Below are 13887 nucleotides of genomic sequence, written 5' to 3' on the forward strand. Positions count from 1 at the left end.
CTGTCTACTTTTCATAATAAAGTTTTAAACTATTGGTTTAGAAATATGCCGTCTCCAGAATTGAGAAATGGTCGGTGGCCATGCGGACCGGCATGAGCCAAGGTCTCATACCTCGGTTTGAAGCCCCGCAAAAAGCGCGGGTCTCCAAACACGTCCGGTGGTGTAATGGCTAAAGCCATAACGCCACTCTCACGGCCACCAACCATTTCTCAATCCTTCCGACTAGTATCATTATGATGATTCTTTTACTATTGTATTATGTAATTCTTTAACTATTAGTAACATATGAAGCTATTTGATTTTTGATTATTGATTCAAAATCAAAAAAAAAACTAGCCGGAAAGAGCAAGAAGTTTTAGTCGCTCTTGGAGGCTGCATATTTAATTTGTACCACGCATTATTGGCAAAAAACATTAACTCTGCTCTAACAAATCAGAGCTATCAAACACTATATTGACTAAAGTTGTATACAATACCTACAAATTAACTTTGACATTCGTCCATCATCACGGTATACTAGCCTTCGTGTAAAATATGCAGCAAAGAGCGGCAAGAACGTCAACAGTTATCGACGATTTAGTTCAACTAGTAACCTGTGGCTGCACAAGGTGAAGACTGTAACGATAACTGCACGAATGCTAAGCTCTAGTTAATTATTTTACTCCAGACAAACATTTTGGAGGAATTTATTTATGTCAAGATATACAGGCCCACGTTGGAAATTATCACGTCGTTTAGGTATCTCACTTTCAGGTACTGGTAAGGAAATCGCTCGTAGAAACTATGCCCCAGGACAACATGGTCCAAATGGTGGTCGTCGTAAGATTTCTGAATACGGTCAACAATTAACAGAAAAGCAAAAGTTACGTTTCATGTATGACGTTAACGAACGCCAATTCCGTAACCTATTTAACCGTGCCGGTAAAATGGATGGTATCCATGGTATTAACTTGATGATCCTTCTTGAAACAAGATTGGATAACATGGTTTATCGTTTAGGTCTTGCAAGTTCACGTCCACAAGCTCGTCAACTTGTAAACCACGGTCACATCACAGTTGATGGCAAACGTGTTGATATCCCTTCATACGAAGTTAAAGTTGGTCAAAAGATCAGCCTTCGTGAAAAGTCAAAGGACCTTGCTATTGTTAAGGATAACCTTGAAAACGTTGTTGGTCGTCCTGGTTTCGTTACTTTCGATGACAACACATTGACAGGTTCACTAGTACGTAACCCAGAACGTGACGAACTAGAACCAAATATTGATGAATCATTGATCGTTGAATACTACAACCAAATTCTTTAATATTTGCGAAGAATACATTCACTTATTGGTGGGTGTATTTTTTTTGCGCTCATTTTCTTAATCTCTATATACTTATAACTGACTGAACAGTAACAAAATTTTCACCACATCATTCAAGCTATACGATTATTTCTCAAAAATTAAAGACTAGCAACCCAAAAGTTGGATTACTAGTCTTGTTCGTTTTAATATTCGAAAGCTGACCGTATTTAGTAATACTACTTGTGACACTAGTTGTTTTTTGACTATGGAATGGAAATAATTTTTAAAGAAAAAAGATTCAGAGCATATTTCTATATCCTATAATTCTAGTCATCGATGGCAAAATAACGCTTAAAGTTATTTAATATTGATTCAAAAATAAACAATGAACTAGCCGGAAAGAGCAAAAAAATTAGGTCGCTGTGTAGGTGGCGTTATGGCTTTAGCCATTACACCACGGGACGACTTTTGAAACTCGCGTTCTTTGCGAGGTTCAAAATCGAGACAAAAGACCTTGGCTTTTGTCGGTCCCCATAGCGACCTAATTTTTTTGCTCTTGGAGGTGGCATATTTAACTAGCACCACGCATAGTTATACTACCTTTTTGATTATATTTTTAATTTTCCAATTACATTCAATACTAGAATCATCCCCACAATGGTTGAAACTAATGCACCCCACCACATAATGTCATATGTAGGAATAAAGAATAGTTCAAAAAACGCCATTGTTATTAATATTCCGATCCAAAACTCAACTGATTTATACCATTTCATCTTGATCATCCCTTTGACTAACCCTATATTTACTTTCATTATAATAAATTTATCTAGAAAATAAATGGTAAAGCTCATTAAAATAATTATTATTCAACTTCTTGATTAAATGACACTAGAAATTTACTCAATTGCATAAACTTATCAATCAACAATTGATCATAATTACCTTTTTGAACAATCGGGTCATCAGCTCTTAACTCATAACCGATTACTAAATCACTTGACTTCACTTTTTCATAATGAGCAACTACTTCTGGAAAATCATTTGCCGGTTTCATCACACTTGAAGTGTGGTCATTTGACACGTTCCAGTCCTCTGTTATGATTGTATTTTGGTGATTTTTTAAGAGTGGATAATACCCAGAACGATTTTTAATATCGGCCAACAAACTAAACGTAATAAAATAACGGTCGGGCCACAAGCCTAATTCTAAATGTGGGGTCTTTTTATAACCGCGTTTATCTTGATTAATAGCTAACCATGTATCGGGCGGCGGATTCTTGGTCCGTCGCTGATGTTTAGCAATTTTCATATAGAACTGTTGTTGATATTCTTCCTCCAAACGTCGCATCAACTCAGAACCAATTTCTTCAAATTTTGGATCTAAGTTAGTTTTGATCAATTCAAGGCGTCCAGGTAGAGTCATATCCTCAAAAATTTTAAAATCATTTTTATCAAACATGTTCTCATTCCTTTGTTGTAAAATATACATATCAATTATATAGGAGGTTCTATGCAAAAACCACTAGCATATCGAATGCGTCCAACTAACATTGACGAAGTTGTCGGTCAACAGCATCTTGTTGGCCCTCATAAAATTATTCGTCGCATGGTTGAAGCAAAAATGTTATCTTCAATGATACTTTATGGTCCTCCTGGGATCGGAAAGACAAGTATTGCTAGTGCTATCGCTGGTAGTACAAAATATGCTTTCAGAATGTTAAATGCGGCAACTGATAGCAAGAAAGATTTACAAATTGTTGCTGCCGAAGCCAAGATGAGTGGTACGGTCGTTTTGATGCTTGATGAGATTCATCGTCTCGACAAGACTAAACAAGACTTCCTTTTACCTTTACTTGAAAGCGGCTCAATTATTTTAATCGGTGCAACAACTGAGAATCCATATATCAATATAAGCCCCGCAATTCGCTCAAGGGTCCAAATTTTTGAATTACACCCTCTTGAGAGTGATGACTTAAAAAAGGCCGTCAAGCGTGCTTTAAAGGACAAAGAGAACGGTCTAGGAAAGTACAACGTCACCTTGGATGAAAATGCCCTAGATTTACTAGTTAGTTCAACTAATGGTGATCTCAGAAGCATTCTCAACGGTTTAGAATTATCAGTTCTTTCCACCGAACCCAAAAAAGATGGTTCAATTCACATTGATTTACAATCGATTGAAGAATCAGTTCAGAAAAAAGCTATTTCTTCTGATAAAGATGGTGATAGTCACTATGATGTCATGTCAGCTTTTCAAAAATCGATACGTGGGAGTGACCCTGACGCCGCCCTATTATATTTAGCCCGACTACTCGAAGCCGGTGACCTAACCTCCGCAATTCGACGGCTTATGGTCTGTGCGTACGAAGACGTCGGTCTAGCTAATCCGCAAGCTTGTGCCCGAGCGGTACAGGCTGCTCAAGTGGCTCAAATGGTAGGACTACCTGAAGCTCGAATACCATTGGCCGATGCCGTGATCGACCTTTGCTTGTGTCCTAAGTCTAATTCAGGCATGGTCGCTATTGACAGTGCCTTAGATGATGTTCGAAATGGAAAAGCTAATTCAATTCCTGATGACCTTAAAGATGCACATTACTCAGGGGCTAAAAAGTTAGGTCATGGTATCGGTTATAAATTTCCTCATGATTATCCCAACGCCTGGGTTGATCAGCAATATTTGCCTAATAATTTAGTTAATAAAAAATATTACCAACCAAATAATACCGGCAAATATGAACAAGCCTTGAATCTACGAATGCAACAAATACACGAATGGAAAATGAATTCAAAACGGAGTCAGAATAATTATGATAATTAAAGTTTTAATGATCTTCTTTATTATTTTTTTATTAGCCCTTGCCTACATTCTCTGGAGTCACAGTAGTGGAAAATTTCTCATTTACTCGCCAGATGAAAACCTCACATTAAAAAACGTTATGCGTTTTACCGCCGGTTTATTGATTTTAGTCGCAATAATGGGAATTGTCATTGCCTTCATAGGTAGCAAGGAAGCCAACTTTATAACTTTGTTGCTTGGTAGTTTAATTGCAGCAGCTTTTTCAATTTATTTAGCAAATATTCGTTAAATCTTAACTGATTACTGTATTTATTAGCCTGAATCAACTAAAATGAAGATATAAAAGCAGTAATATTACATTAACGGGGTGATACTTATGTTACAACAATATAAAAACATTCTCGTACCAATTGATGGTTCTTTTGAGGCTGAGCTAGCTTTCAAGAAAGCAGTTGAAGTAGCTAAAAGAAACAAAGCGGCCATTCATTTAGTTCACGTTATTGATACTAGAGCTTTTCAAAACGTTTCTAGCTTCGACTCAACAATGGTTGAACAAATCACTGAAAAAGCCAAAGAAACAGTTAAGAGCTATGTTAAAACAGCTAAAGAAGCTGGACTAGAAGATATCGACTATAGCATCGAATACGGTGCACCTAAAGCAATCATCGCAACCGACTTCCCTAAGAAGTTAGGCGTTGATTTGATCATGATCGGTGCCACAGGTTTGAATGCGATGGAAAGATTATTAATTGGTTCAGTTACTGAATACGTTACAAGAACAGCCGCTTGCGATGTCCTAGTCGTAAGAACTGACCTTGACAACAAAACAATTAAGAAACCAAGAAAATAGTTTTAGTAAAATAAATGGCATTAAAAGTAGCGATAGGGATATTTCCTTATCGCTATTTTTTTCGGTTAAAATTACCCTCTCCAGAGTTGCAAAAGATTATCCTATCTAACTAATTCATCATTTAATTCGATTACAAAACAAAATGGCAGCTAGCTATTGTTGTCCCTTGAACCAATCGAAATTTATTATTTAACCATGCCTTGTACTAGCTTATATATTTAATGCTTTTAAAAAGTATATTCTGAATTTTATTGCACGGTAACAACTAATCATTAATTCCTATCAAAAAAACTAGCCGGAAAGAGCAAGAAATTTAGGTCGCTATGCAGGTGGCGTTAGTGCTTTAGCACTTACACCACGGGACGACTTTTGAAATTCGCGTACCTTGCGAAGTTCAAAATCGAGGTTGGAGACCTTGGCTCCAACCGGTCCCCATAGCGGCCTAAATTTCTTGCTCTTGGAGGCGGCATATCTAAAAGCAACAAAAAAAGGATCAACCCCGAAGAATCAATCCTTTTTTAAGAAACGGAAATTAATAAATTGTTTTTTTATTAAAAGATATTCAAATGCATATCTTTCACTTTAGCTTTTAATTTTTCAAAAACTGGTTTATTCTCACTGATGCTTGAAATCACATAGGCTTTAATGTAGTCCTCATCGGTCTTTTGACCTTCACGAGTACCAGCATCGGCTAAGTAACAGTACATTTCATCAAGCTTGAAAAGTGTTTGTTCTTTTCTTGCGATGAAAATACCTTCGTTAGCATATTCAATTGCCTTTTGATTATCATCAAGTTTCAATGACAAATCAGCCATATTAGCATAGATCAAAATACTATCGTGATAATTTTCGTCGCCAATCTTATCAAGGCTTGACTTAATCAAGTCTTTAGCTTGATTATAATAAACTCTAGCCTCGTCAACTGACTTCTTATTAATGTAGGCTTTGGCTGTAAAGACATCGATTAAGATATCATACATGTCAACGTTAGCGATGTTAACGTTCATAGCCCGGTTAAAGTCAAAGATGGCTTTGTCATAATTTTTACTTGTGACATATTCAATCAAACCATTGAAGAAGTGAATCAATTTGATTTCTTGTTTGTTATTGACATTGATGTTTTTAAGCTTACCCAGTTTATCGCTAATGCCATCAAAATCATCTTGATAGAACGACTTCTTAATGTCACTGATGATGGAATAAATTTGACTATCGTCATTGACGATAACGAGGTTCATTGTGATACCCAGTCTTTCACAAATGCGAACCAATATTTCCATACTTGGAATCTTGTCTTTTTTTTCAATCAGGCTGACAGTTGCCTGTGTACATATGCCATCGGCCAACTCAGATTGCGAAATGCCTCTGAGTTTTCTGTAATGGCGAATCTTTTCACCTAAAATTTTCATTCTAAACTATCCCCATTCATTTATTAATTCCAAGGATAATTTAAACAGTTATTAAAAAATGTTGCAAGAAATAAGCAGCGATAAAAAGATAAATTTTAAAAATTTAATTATTTACTTCAAAGAACCATGCGTCTTTTTCAGTACCATTTAATAATTCAGGATTATCATTTAATTTATCATTTACCTTAACAATTTTCCCACTAACTGGTGATTCCAGCTCAACCACAGCCTTTTGAGCTTCAATCTCACCGCTAGACTCGCCTTTTTTGATATCAGAATCTATATCAGGTAATTCGACATATTTGACATTACCTAAAGCGTCTTGACCCTCTTTTGTTAAACCTATACGAGTTGTATGCTCGCCTTTCTTAATCCAGTAATAATTTTCATCACTCATAATAATTCCTACCTTTGTTTAAACGTACCATTTTCAAACATATAACTCTTATGATGGAAGCGCATTGACATTATCAAGCCAATACCAATCATGTTACCTAATAAGGCTGAACCACCTTGTGAAATAAATGGTAATGGGATACCTGTCAGTGGTAATAAACCGACACTCATACCAATATTTTCAAAAACGTGGAACAAAATCATCATAATAACACCAGTTGATACATAGGCATAAAATTCATTTTTAGTGTCAAAAGTAACTTGAATCATTTGATAGATTAATAAGAAATACAACAAAATTAATACACATGAACCGATAAATCCAAAATTCTCACCGATAACAGAGAAAATCATATCGGACTCACGAACAGGAACATAGACATTGGAAACATTAAAACCTTTACCAAAAAGCTTACCTGAACCAATGGCCTTCATATTCTGCCAAATCTGATAGCCATTTTCTGACGTATCAGCAGAAGGATTGAGCCAACTATCAATCCGTGAAAATTGGTAAGCTCTAAATCCAAAGTGTCCCAGGATCTGACGGCCCCAATCGGTTGTCGCAAATAACAGAGCTGTCCCTCCAATAATAGCAACAATCAGGAACCCAGTTAACAAGATTCGCCAATCAATTCCTGATACTAAAATCATGCCACCAAGGATAGCTACGAAAACCAAAATAGTACCAAAGTCATTTTGAAGTTTTAACAAAACCATAACTGGAACAGTCCACAAGAATAACTTTCCAAGTAAAATAAAATCGGTTTTGATTGTATGAGACTGGTACTCACTATTGTGATTTGTAATGACTTTTCCCAGCATTAAAATAAACGCCGGCTTCATTACTTCTGATGGCTGAAAGGTAAATGAACCAATGGCAAACCAACTTTTTGCACCGGTACTAGCCGCATAAGAACGACTATAAAAAATTAAAACTAAAAACAGCAACGCTATCCCGGCAAAATATGCATAATTAGCCACTTGCCACAATTGCTCTGCATCAAACTGCATGATTACAGCAATAATCACCGCTCCAATCACATACCAAGCAACTTGCGAGACAACGTTCTTTAATGGATTTTGAGAATCTTGAATCGTTGCAACATAAATCGACATCAAGCCAATTATTGCCAGCATCATCACTGAAAAAATAATGCCGTAATCGATTCTTGAATCTACATCATTCTTTCTCTTATTTTCTCTTATTTGCATGTTTTACACCTGCTAATGATTATGTAAATTATATTGCATTAGCAATTCATTAATTGCATCGTCCAACTTTACAGATTTAAATGGTGTGTCATTACTTTCGACATATGAAAGATAACGTTCACCATCTTTTTTAATTGTACCTACATACTTCTTGCCATCCCATAATTCGTATGTTTCGGGATCACTACTAATATCTTTTAATTTAATTTCAACTGCTCTTTTTCTGCTAGACATTGAATCTTTCCTTTATTTGTTATGAAATTTTTTTGCGATAATTTCATCTTCATAATCTTCCGGATGAGGATTACGAAAAATCGTGAAATTATCTGGGACTGGATCTACTCCACCACGGACAAAGGGATTACAACGCAAAATACGTGCAATCCCCATAATGGCACCCAAAATTCCACCGTGTTTTTTGACCGCATCAATAAAATAAGTCGAACACGTTGGGTAGTAACGACAACTCGGTGGCAATACTGGAGAAATAAATTTTTGATAGAATCTAACGATTCCAATTAAAATCTTCTTAAGCATATCGCTACCTTAAAAAGTCGAACATATGCATCCAAGTTCCTGGCCACAATACAGCTAGTGGATTAGAACCACCTAAAGCCGAACCTATCAACATGCCCAAAACTAAGAAAATTAGCATCAACAAGAGTACCCAACCTATCTTTTTGAAAATATCGCGACGATATTCTTTACCAAAGTCTCTTTTCATTTTTCATCCTAGTATTTTTTATGTTTTTCAATATTTTCTAACAAGACACCAGTTCCTAAAGCAACGGAATCCAATGGGCTGTCAGTTAGTAAAACAGGGACTTGAAGTTTCTCAGACAATAATTTATCCAAGTTCTTCAATAGTGCTCCACCACCTGTAAGCATGATACCACGATCGATAATATCACCCGATAGTTCTGGAGGTGTTTGTTCCAAAACGCTTTTAGCGGCGTTAACAATTTGTTCTATGCCATCTTTCAAAGCATCTTGAATCTCAACTTCATTTGTTGTGATTTCTTTTGGCAAACCACTAACAATATCAATACCACTAGCAGAGAAAGTCTTGCTTTCATCTGCATCCATAACACAACCAATCTCCATCTTAATTTGTTCAGCAGTTCTTTCACCAATGATCAAACTATGATGTTGCTTAATATATGCTTGAATGGCACCGGTCATCTTATCACCAGCGAAACGTAATGATTGGCTTGTGACAATGTCACCCATTGAAATAACAGCGATATCACTTGTACCACCACCAATATCAATCACCATGTTACCTTGTGGCTTAAAGATATCTAAACCAGCACCAACAGCGGCAACTTTGGGCTCTAATTGCAGATAAACCTTGCCACCACCAGCTTGTTCAGCAGCTTCAATAATTGATTTTTGCTCAACTGGAGTTACGTTAGTTGGTGCACAAATCATAATCGTTGGTTTGGAGAAGCGACCGCCAACGTTCAACTTTTCAATAAAATATTGAAGCATTTTTTCAGTAATATCAAAGTCGGCAATAACTCCGTCTTTCAAAGGACGAATGGCCTTGATGTTAGCTGGTGTTCTACCAACCATCATATAAGCATCCTTACCAACAGCGACTACATCATTATTATTTGTATTAATTGCCACAACGGAAGGTTCGTTCAAAACAATACCTTCACCTTTGACATCTATAAGTACATTTGCTGTACCCAAATCAATTCCTAGATATTTCGACATACTATATCCTCCAAGACTTAAACACAAAAAGTATATCATAACCAGCTTAATCATTAAATTGCCAATAAAAAAAGAAAGTGGAAATTCCACTTTCCTAAGCTAATATTAAGCCAATTTTATAGCGCTTGATACTGTATTTAATACTAAAGTTTCACGACCTGCTTCATCAACAGAAACACGTCTGATTTTAGCACCTAATTTTCTTAACTTTTCAGTGAAATGATAATATCCACGATCCAAATATTGAAGATTTGACACACGAGTCTCACCTTCAGCGACTAATCCTGCTAAAACAAGTGCTGCAGCAGCACGCAAATCAGTAGCAGCAACATTAGCACCACTTAATTGAGCTGGACCAAACATAATAACTGAATTACCTTCGATCTTATAATCGGCTTTCATCTTACCCAATTCTGGGAAGTGCATGAAACGATTTTCGAAAACTGTTTCTGTCATAACAGTTGTACCGACACTCAACAGTTGAATCAATGTCATTTGTGCCTGCATATCTGTTGGGAAACCTGGATATGGCAACGTTTTAACGTCAACTGGTTTTAGTTGATTAGTTCCAATAACACGAATACCTTCATCCGTTTCGTCAATCTTAACGCCCATTTCAATTAATTTTGAAATCAAAGGACGATTGTGAGCAGCAACGGCATCCTTAATAAAGATGTCACCATTAGTAACAGCAGCGGCCACCATAAAGGTACCGGCTTCAATACGATCTTGCATGATTGAGTGTTCACAGCCATGGAGCTTTTCAACACCATTGATACGAATAGTATTAGTACCCGCACCAGTAACATCAGCACCCATCTTACTTAAAACATTAGCAAGGTCGACAATTTCAGGTTCTCTAGCGGCATTATCAATGACAGTTTCACCATCTGCCAAAGTTGCTGCCATCATAATATTTTGTGTTGCACCAACACTTGGGAAATCCAAGTAAATATTAGCACCATGCAAACCTTCAGTCTCAGCATCAATAAAACCGCCATTTTGACTGAATTTTGCACCCATAGCTTCTAGACCCTTGATATGAAGATCAATTGGTCTTGATCCAATAGCACAACCACCGGGCATTGCAACGTGAGCCTCTTTGTTACGGGCCAAGAGTGGTCCTAAAACAACGATTGAGGCACGCATCTTATCAACTAGATCTTCAGGAGCAGTTGTTTCTGTTCCCTTACTTGTATCAACAGTTAACACTTCATCCACTTCATTATATGAAACATCGGCATTTAAAGCCCTTAAAACTTTCGACATAGTAATTACATCTGATAACGGAGGGATATTCGTTAATAAGGTCTTACCCTCAGATGCTAAAATTGTCGTTGCCAAAATTGGTAGAGCGGCATTTTTAGCACCTTCAACTCTAACTGTTCCCTTTAATTGCGTAGGTCCATTTACGATTATTTGTTGCACAATATTCTCCTCCAAAAACCTGGAATCATTTAAAAAGCAAGGCTATATTTTGAGATAGACTGAAAATGCTCATAAAAAAAGAGCTTACTGTATAACCAAGAGCGATTGCAATAAACGCTACAAGTAATTGTAACATTTTAGGATTGGTTTTGTTATATATCTTTTTCCAATCTACCACTTGCAATAAATTAAAACTTAGCCAAATAAATATAACATGACTTATAAGGGCTATTATCGCATTTATTCCAACATTTATCATTTTATAAACCTCTCTTTTCTAAATAATAACATTTTCTTAAGAAATTCGCTGGAGATTCTTTGATTGTTAAATTAAGTATGCCGCCTCCAAGAGCAAGCAATTTAGTTCGCTGTGGGGACCGATTCGAGCCGAAAGGCGGTCTCGAATCTCGATTTTGAACTTCGCAAGGTACGCGAATTTCAAAAGTCGTCCCGTGGTGTACGCCACCTTCACAGAGAGCTAAATTGCTTGCTCTTTCCGGCTAGTTTATAATTTTTGAACGAATTGGAGTATTACCGTTTAGTCAGTACTCTTCCATCAATAATGGCCAGATTAACAAAATATACGGCATGTTTTGAATCCTAAGTACTCAACAATACATTTACCATGTAGCATAATAATTCAACTCAACACATCATAAAATATACTAGCTGGAGGGAATGAGAATGTTTTTCTGCCGTGAAATTGTAGTTAGAGCTTCAGCTCTTACTACAAGGACGTATTTTGAGATTTGCGGTCTGGGCAAAGCTCAAAATCGAGGTTCGAGACCTTGGCTCGAGCCGGTCCCATGGCAGGAAAACATTCTCATTCCAGCAAGCGGCATAAAAAAAGAAGCCTAGGTCTCCCTAGTCTTCTTAATTATTATACGTTTCGATGTGAACTTACGTTAATTCTGTTTACAGCTTTACGCAAGGATACCTGAGCACGAGCCAACTCATCAACGTTGTGTTTCTCTTCCGCAACTTTGATAGTTTGTTCAGCTCTTTGCTTAGCATACTCTGCACGTCTTAAATCAATGTCTCTAGCTCTTTCGGCACTATTAGCGACGATTGAAACTAGATCATTGCTAAACTCCAAGAACCCGCCATTTACAGCAATTGAGTCTTCATGGTGAGGTTTGTCCACACGACGGACACGAACTTCATCAATGACCAATGGGGCAATGATTGGAGCATGGTGAGCCATGACACCAATTTCACCATCAATGGTACTCAACACAACGAGTTTTGCATGATGATCATAAACAACACCATCGGGAGTAACAATATTGACCGTCATAATATTTTCAGCCATATTATCTCCTCCTATCCTTAATTGGCAACAGCTTGTTCAGTATTTTCATCTTGTCCATCAGCTGGTTCCCAGCCCATCTTCTTGGCTTTAGCAATAACATCCTTGATACCACCAACACCGTTGAAGGCATCTTCAGGAATATCATCGTATTTACCATCTAAGATAGCACGGAAATCTTTAACTGTTTCTGCAACAGGAACATATGAACCTGGCACACCAGTAAATTGTTCAGCAACACTGAAGTTTTGTGACAAGAAGAATTGAATACGTCTTGCACGGGCAACGACAGTCTTTTCTTCATCAGACAATTCGTCCATACCCAAGATAGAAATAATATCTTGTAGTTCGTGATATCTTTGAAGAACCTCTTGAACCTCTGTAGCAACATCATAGTGTTCTTGTCCAATAATATCTGGATCAAGGGCTGATGATGATGAAGCAAGTGGATCAACGGCTGGATAAATACCTTGTTGTGTCAACTTACGTTCCAAGTTAGTTGTTGCATCCAAATGGGCAAAAGTTGTAGCAGGAGCAGGGTCAGTATAATCATCGGCAGGAACATAAACGGCTTGAATTGAAGTGATTGAACCCTTCTTTGTTGAAGTGATTCTTTCTTGCAATTGACCCATTTCTGTAGCCAATGTTGGTTGATAACCAACGGCTGAAGGCATACGACCAAGCAAGGCAGAAACTTCTGAACCAGCTTGTGTAAATCTAAAGATGTTATCGATGAACAATAGCACATCTTGACCTTCAACATCACGGAAGTACTCAGCAATTGTCAAACCTGTTAAGGCAACACGCATACGAGCACCAGGTGATTCGTTCATTTGACCATAAACCATGGCTGTTTTAGCAAGAACACCAGATTCCTTCATTTCATAATAAAGGTCATTACCTTCACGTGTTCTTTCACCAACACCAGTAAATACTGAAATACCACCATGCTCTTCGGCGATATTATGGATTAACTCTTGAATCAGAACGGTTTTACCAACACCGGCACCACCGAACAAACCAACTTTACCACCACGAACGTAAGGTTCGAGAAGGTCGATAACTTTGATACCTGTTTCAAGAATTTCAGTTGATGTATTTAATTGATCATAAGCAGGTGCTTGACGGTGAATACTGTTTCTTGGGAAGTCAGCAGGAAATGCCTTTCCTCCATCGATTGATTCACCTAAAACGTTAAACACACGACCCAAAGTCTCTTTACCAACTGGTACAGAGATAGGACCTTCAGTGTTAATAACTTCAGCACCTCTTTGAAGTCCATCGGTAGAACTCATGGAAATAGCACGCAAGGCGCCATCACCTAATTCTAGGGCAACTTCAAGGGTAATATCAGATCCGTCGTTTTTCTTAACTTTTAGCGCATCGTTAATTTCTGGTAAGTCTTCATCTAATGAAAACTCAACATCGACAACCGGACCGATTACCTGAATAACTTTACCTTTGCTACTCATTAATTT

Annotated in this window: 17 protein-coding genes; 4 read left to right on the forward strand and 13 right to left on the reverse strand. The window is 37.2% G+C overall.

The genetic code is table 11. From position 1 onward, the window contains the following. Positions 1 to 692 precede the first annotated feature (692 nt). Entirely contained in the window at positions 693 to 1304 is a 612-nt protein-coding gene (gene rpsD / locus D1B17_RS07805; protein ID WP_120142224.1) for a 30S ribosomal protein S4, read from the forward strand. A gap of 590 nt (positions 1305 to 1894) precedes the next feature. Here the strand turns inward: rpsD and D1B17_RS07810 are convergent. Together D1B17_RS07810 and D1B17_RS07815 are read right to left on the reverse strand one after the other, a co-directional pair. Beyond that, the gene (locus D1B17_RS07810; RefSeq protein ID WP_137432118.1) at positions 1895 to 2101 is read right to left on the reverse strand and encodes a hypothetical protein; all 207 of its coding nucleotides are present in this window, start codon (positions 2099 to 2101) and stop codon (positions 1895 to 1897) included. Between the two features lie 50 nt (positions 2102 to 2151). Next, complete coding sequence (locus D1B17_RS07815; protein WP_240704389.1) at positions 2152 to 2778, reverse strand: DUF1054 family protein; 627 nt, start codon at positions 2776 to 2778, stop codon at positions 2152 to 2154. Positions 2779 to 2799: 21 nt separating this feature from the next. On the opposite strand from D1B17_RS07815, the gene D1B17_RS07820 reads away from it, so the two are divergent. The 3 genes from D1B17_RS07820 to D1B17_RS07830 all read left to right on the forward strand — a co-directional run bounded on the left by D1B17_RS07820 (position 2800) and on the right by D1B17_RS07830 (position 4933). Continuing rightward, a complete protein-coding gene (locus tag D1B17_RS07820; protein WP_120142221.1) occupies positions 2800 to 4104 on the forward strand; it encodes a replication-associated recombination protein A in 1305 nt (434 codons plus the stop codon). Then, a complete protein-coding gene (locus D1B17_RS07825) occupies positions 4094 to 4372 on the forward strand; it encodes a hypothetical protein (RefSeq protein ID WP_120142220.1) in 279 nt (92 codons plus the stop codon). Before D1B17_RS07820 ends, D1B17_RS07825 begins: the two co-directional genes overlap by 11 nt. Before the next feature lie 87 nt (positions 4373 to 4459). Continuing rightward, positions 4460 to 4933: a universal stress protein gene (locus tag D1B17_RS07830; RefSeq protein WP_120142219.1), complete on the forward strand. Its 474-nt coding sequence runs from the start codon at positions 4460 to 4462 to the stop codon at positions 4931 to 4933. Positions 4934 to 5484: 551 nt separating this feature from the next. Here the strand turns inward: D1B17_RS07830 and D1B17_RS07835 are convergent. The 11 genes from D1B17_RS07835 to atpD all read right to left on the reverse strand — a co-directional run bounded on the left by D1B17_RS07835 (position 5485) and on the right by atpD (position 13881). Then, a complete protein-coding gene (locus D1B17_RS07835; RefSeq protein WP_120142218.1) occupies positions 5485 to 6342 on the reverse strand; it encodes a helix-turn-helix transcriptional regulator in 858 nt (285 codons plus the stop codon). Between the two features lie 103 nt (positions 6343 to 6445). Beyond that, positions 6446 to 6739: a glycine cleavage system H family protein gene (locus D1B17_RS07840; RefSeq protein WP_120142217.1), complete on the reverse strand. Its 294-nt coding sequence runs from the start codon at positions 6737 to 6739 to the stop codon at positions 6446 to 6448. An 8-nt stretch (positions 6740 to 6747) separates the two neighbouring features. Next, positions 6748 to 7950 (reverse strand): FtsW/RodA/SpoVE family cell cycle protein, encoded by a 1203-nt coding sequence (locus D1B17_RS07845; RefSeq protein ID WP_120142216.1) that lies wholly within the window; start codon positions 7948 to 7950, stop codon positions 6748 to 6750. 12 nt (positions 7951 to 7962) lie between these two features. Beyond that, positions 7963 to 8184, reverse strand: a complete 222-nt coding sequence (locus D1B17_RS07850) for a DUF2969 family protein (RefSeq protein WP_057892684.1) — start codon at positions 8182 to 8184, stop codon at positions 7963 to 7965. A gap of 12 nt (positions 8185 to 8196) precedes the next feature. After that, a complete protein-coding gene (yidD, locus tag D1B17_RS07855; protein ID WP_120142215.1) occupies positions 8197 to 8487 on the reverse strand; it encodes a membrane protein insertion efficiency factor YidD in 291 nt (96 codons plus the stop codon). Between the two features lie 4 nt (positions 8488 to 8491). Next, a complete protein-coding gene (locus D1B17_RS07860; protein ID WP_057892682.1) occupies positions 8492 to 8674 on the reverse strand; it encodes a DNA-directed RNA polymerase subunit beta in 183 nt (60 codons plus the stop codon). Between the two features lie 8 nt (positions 8675 to 8682). Further along, complete coding sequence (mreB, locus tag D1B17_RS07865; protein ID WP_120142214.1) at positions 8683 to 9672, reverse strand: rod shape-determining protein; 990 nt, start codon at positions 9670 to 9672, stop codon at positions 8683 to 8685. A gap of 105 nt (positions 9673 to 9777) precedes the next feature. Then, on the reverse strand, positions 9778 to 11100 hold the full coding sequence (murA, locus tag D1B17_RS07870; protein WP_120142213.1) for a UDP-N-acetylglucosamine 1-carboxyvinyltransferase: 1323 nt from the start codon (positions 11098 to 11100) through the stop codon (positions 9778 to 9780). A gap of 25 nt (positions 11101 to 11125) precedes the next feature. Beyond that, positions 11126 to 11359 (reverse strand): DUF1146 family protein, encoded by a 234-nt coding sequence (locus D1B17_RS07875; protein ID WP_120142212.1) that lies wholly within the window; start codon positions 11357 to 11359, stop codon positions 11126 to 11128. Between the two features lie 621 nt (positions 11360 to 11980). Continuing rightward, positions 11981 to 12412, reverse strand: a complete 432-nt coding sequence (locus tag D1B17_RS07880; RefSeq protein WP_120142211.1) for a F0F1 ATP synthase subunit epsilon — start codon at positions 12410 to 12412, stop codon at positions 11981 to 11983. Between the two features lie 17 nt (positions 12413 to 12429). After that, positions 12430 to 13881 (reverse strand): F0F1 ATP synthase subunit beta, encoded by a 1452-nt coding sequence (gene atpD / locus D1B17_RS07885; RefSeq protein WP_120142210.1) that lies wholly within the window; start codon positions 13879 to 13881, stop codon positions 12430 to 12432. Positions 13882 to 13887 lie beyond the last annotated feature (6 nt).

This window comes from Companilactobacillus zhachilii (genome assembly GCF_003606365.2).
GTDB lineage: Bacteria > Bacillota > Bacilli > Lactobacillales > Lactobacillaceae > Companilactobacillus > Companilactobacillus zhachilii.

Coding starts and splice junctions, on each gene's coding strand:
- rpsD (WP_120142224.1), top strand. CDS start 693: ATGTCAAGATATACAGGCCCACGTTGGAAATTATCACGTCGTTTAGGT.
- D1B17_RS07810 (WP_137432118.1), bottom strand. CDS start 2,101: ATGAAAGTAAATATAGGGTTAGTCAAAGGGATGATCAAGATGAAATGG.
- D1B17_RS07815 (WP_240704389.1), bottom strand. CDS start 2,778: ATGTATATTTTACAACAAAGGAATGAGAACATGTTTGATAAAAATGAT.
- D1B17_RS07820 (WP_120142221.1), top strand. CDS start 2,800: ATGCAAAAACCACTAGCATATCGAATGCGTCCAACTAACATTGACGAA.
- D1B17_RS07825 (WP_120142220.1), top strand. CDS start 4,094: ATGATAATTAAAGTTTTAATGATCTTCTTTATTATTTTTTTATTAGCC.
- D1B17_RS07830 (WP_120142219.1), top strand. CDS start 4,460: ATGTTACAACAATATAAAAACATTCTCGTACCAATTGATGGTTCTTTT.
- D1B17_RS07835 (WP_120142218.1), bottom strand. CDS start 6,342: ATGAAAATTTTAGGTGAAAAGATTCGCCATTACAGAAAACTCAGAGGC.
- D1B17_RS07840 (WP_120142217.1), bottom strand. CDS start 6,739: ATGAGTGATGAAAATTATTACTGGATTAAGAAAGGCGAGCATACAACT.
- D1B17_RS07845 (WP_120142216.1), bottom strand. CDS start 7,950: ATGCAAATAAGAGAAAATAAGAGAAAGAATGATGTAGATTCAAGAATC.
- D1B17_RS07850 (WP_057892684.1), bottom strand. CDS start 8,184: ATGTCTAGCAGAAAAAGAGCAGTTGAAATTAAATTAAAAGATATTAGT.
- yidD (WP_120142215.1), bottom strand. CDS start 8,487: ATGCTTAAGAAGATTTTAATTGGAATCGTTAGATTCTATCAAAAATTT.
- D1B17_RS07860 (WP_057892682.1), bottom strand. CDS start 8,674: ATGAAAAGAGACTTTGGTAAAGAATATCGTCGCGATATTTTCAAAAAG.
- mreB (WP_120142214.1), bottom strand. CDS start 9,672: ATGTCGAAATATCTAGGAATTGATTTGGGTACAGCAAATGTACTTATA.
- D1B17_RS07875 (WP_120142212.1), bottom strand. CDS start 11,359: ATGATAAATGTTGGAATAAATGCGATAATAGCCCTTATAAGTCATGTT.
- D1B17_RS07880 (WP_120142211.1), bottom strand. CDS start 12,412: ATGGCTGAAAATATTATGACGGTCAATATTGTTACTCCCGATGGTGTT.
- atpD (WP_120142210.1), bottom strand. CDS start 13,881: ATGAGTAGCAAAGGTAAAGTTATTCAGGTAATCGGTCCGGTTGTCGAT.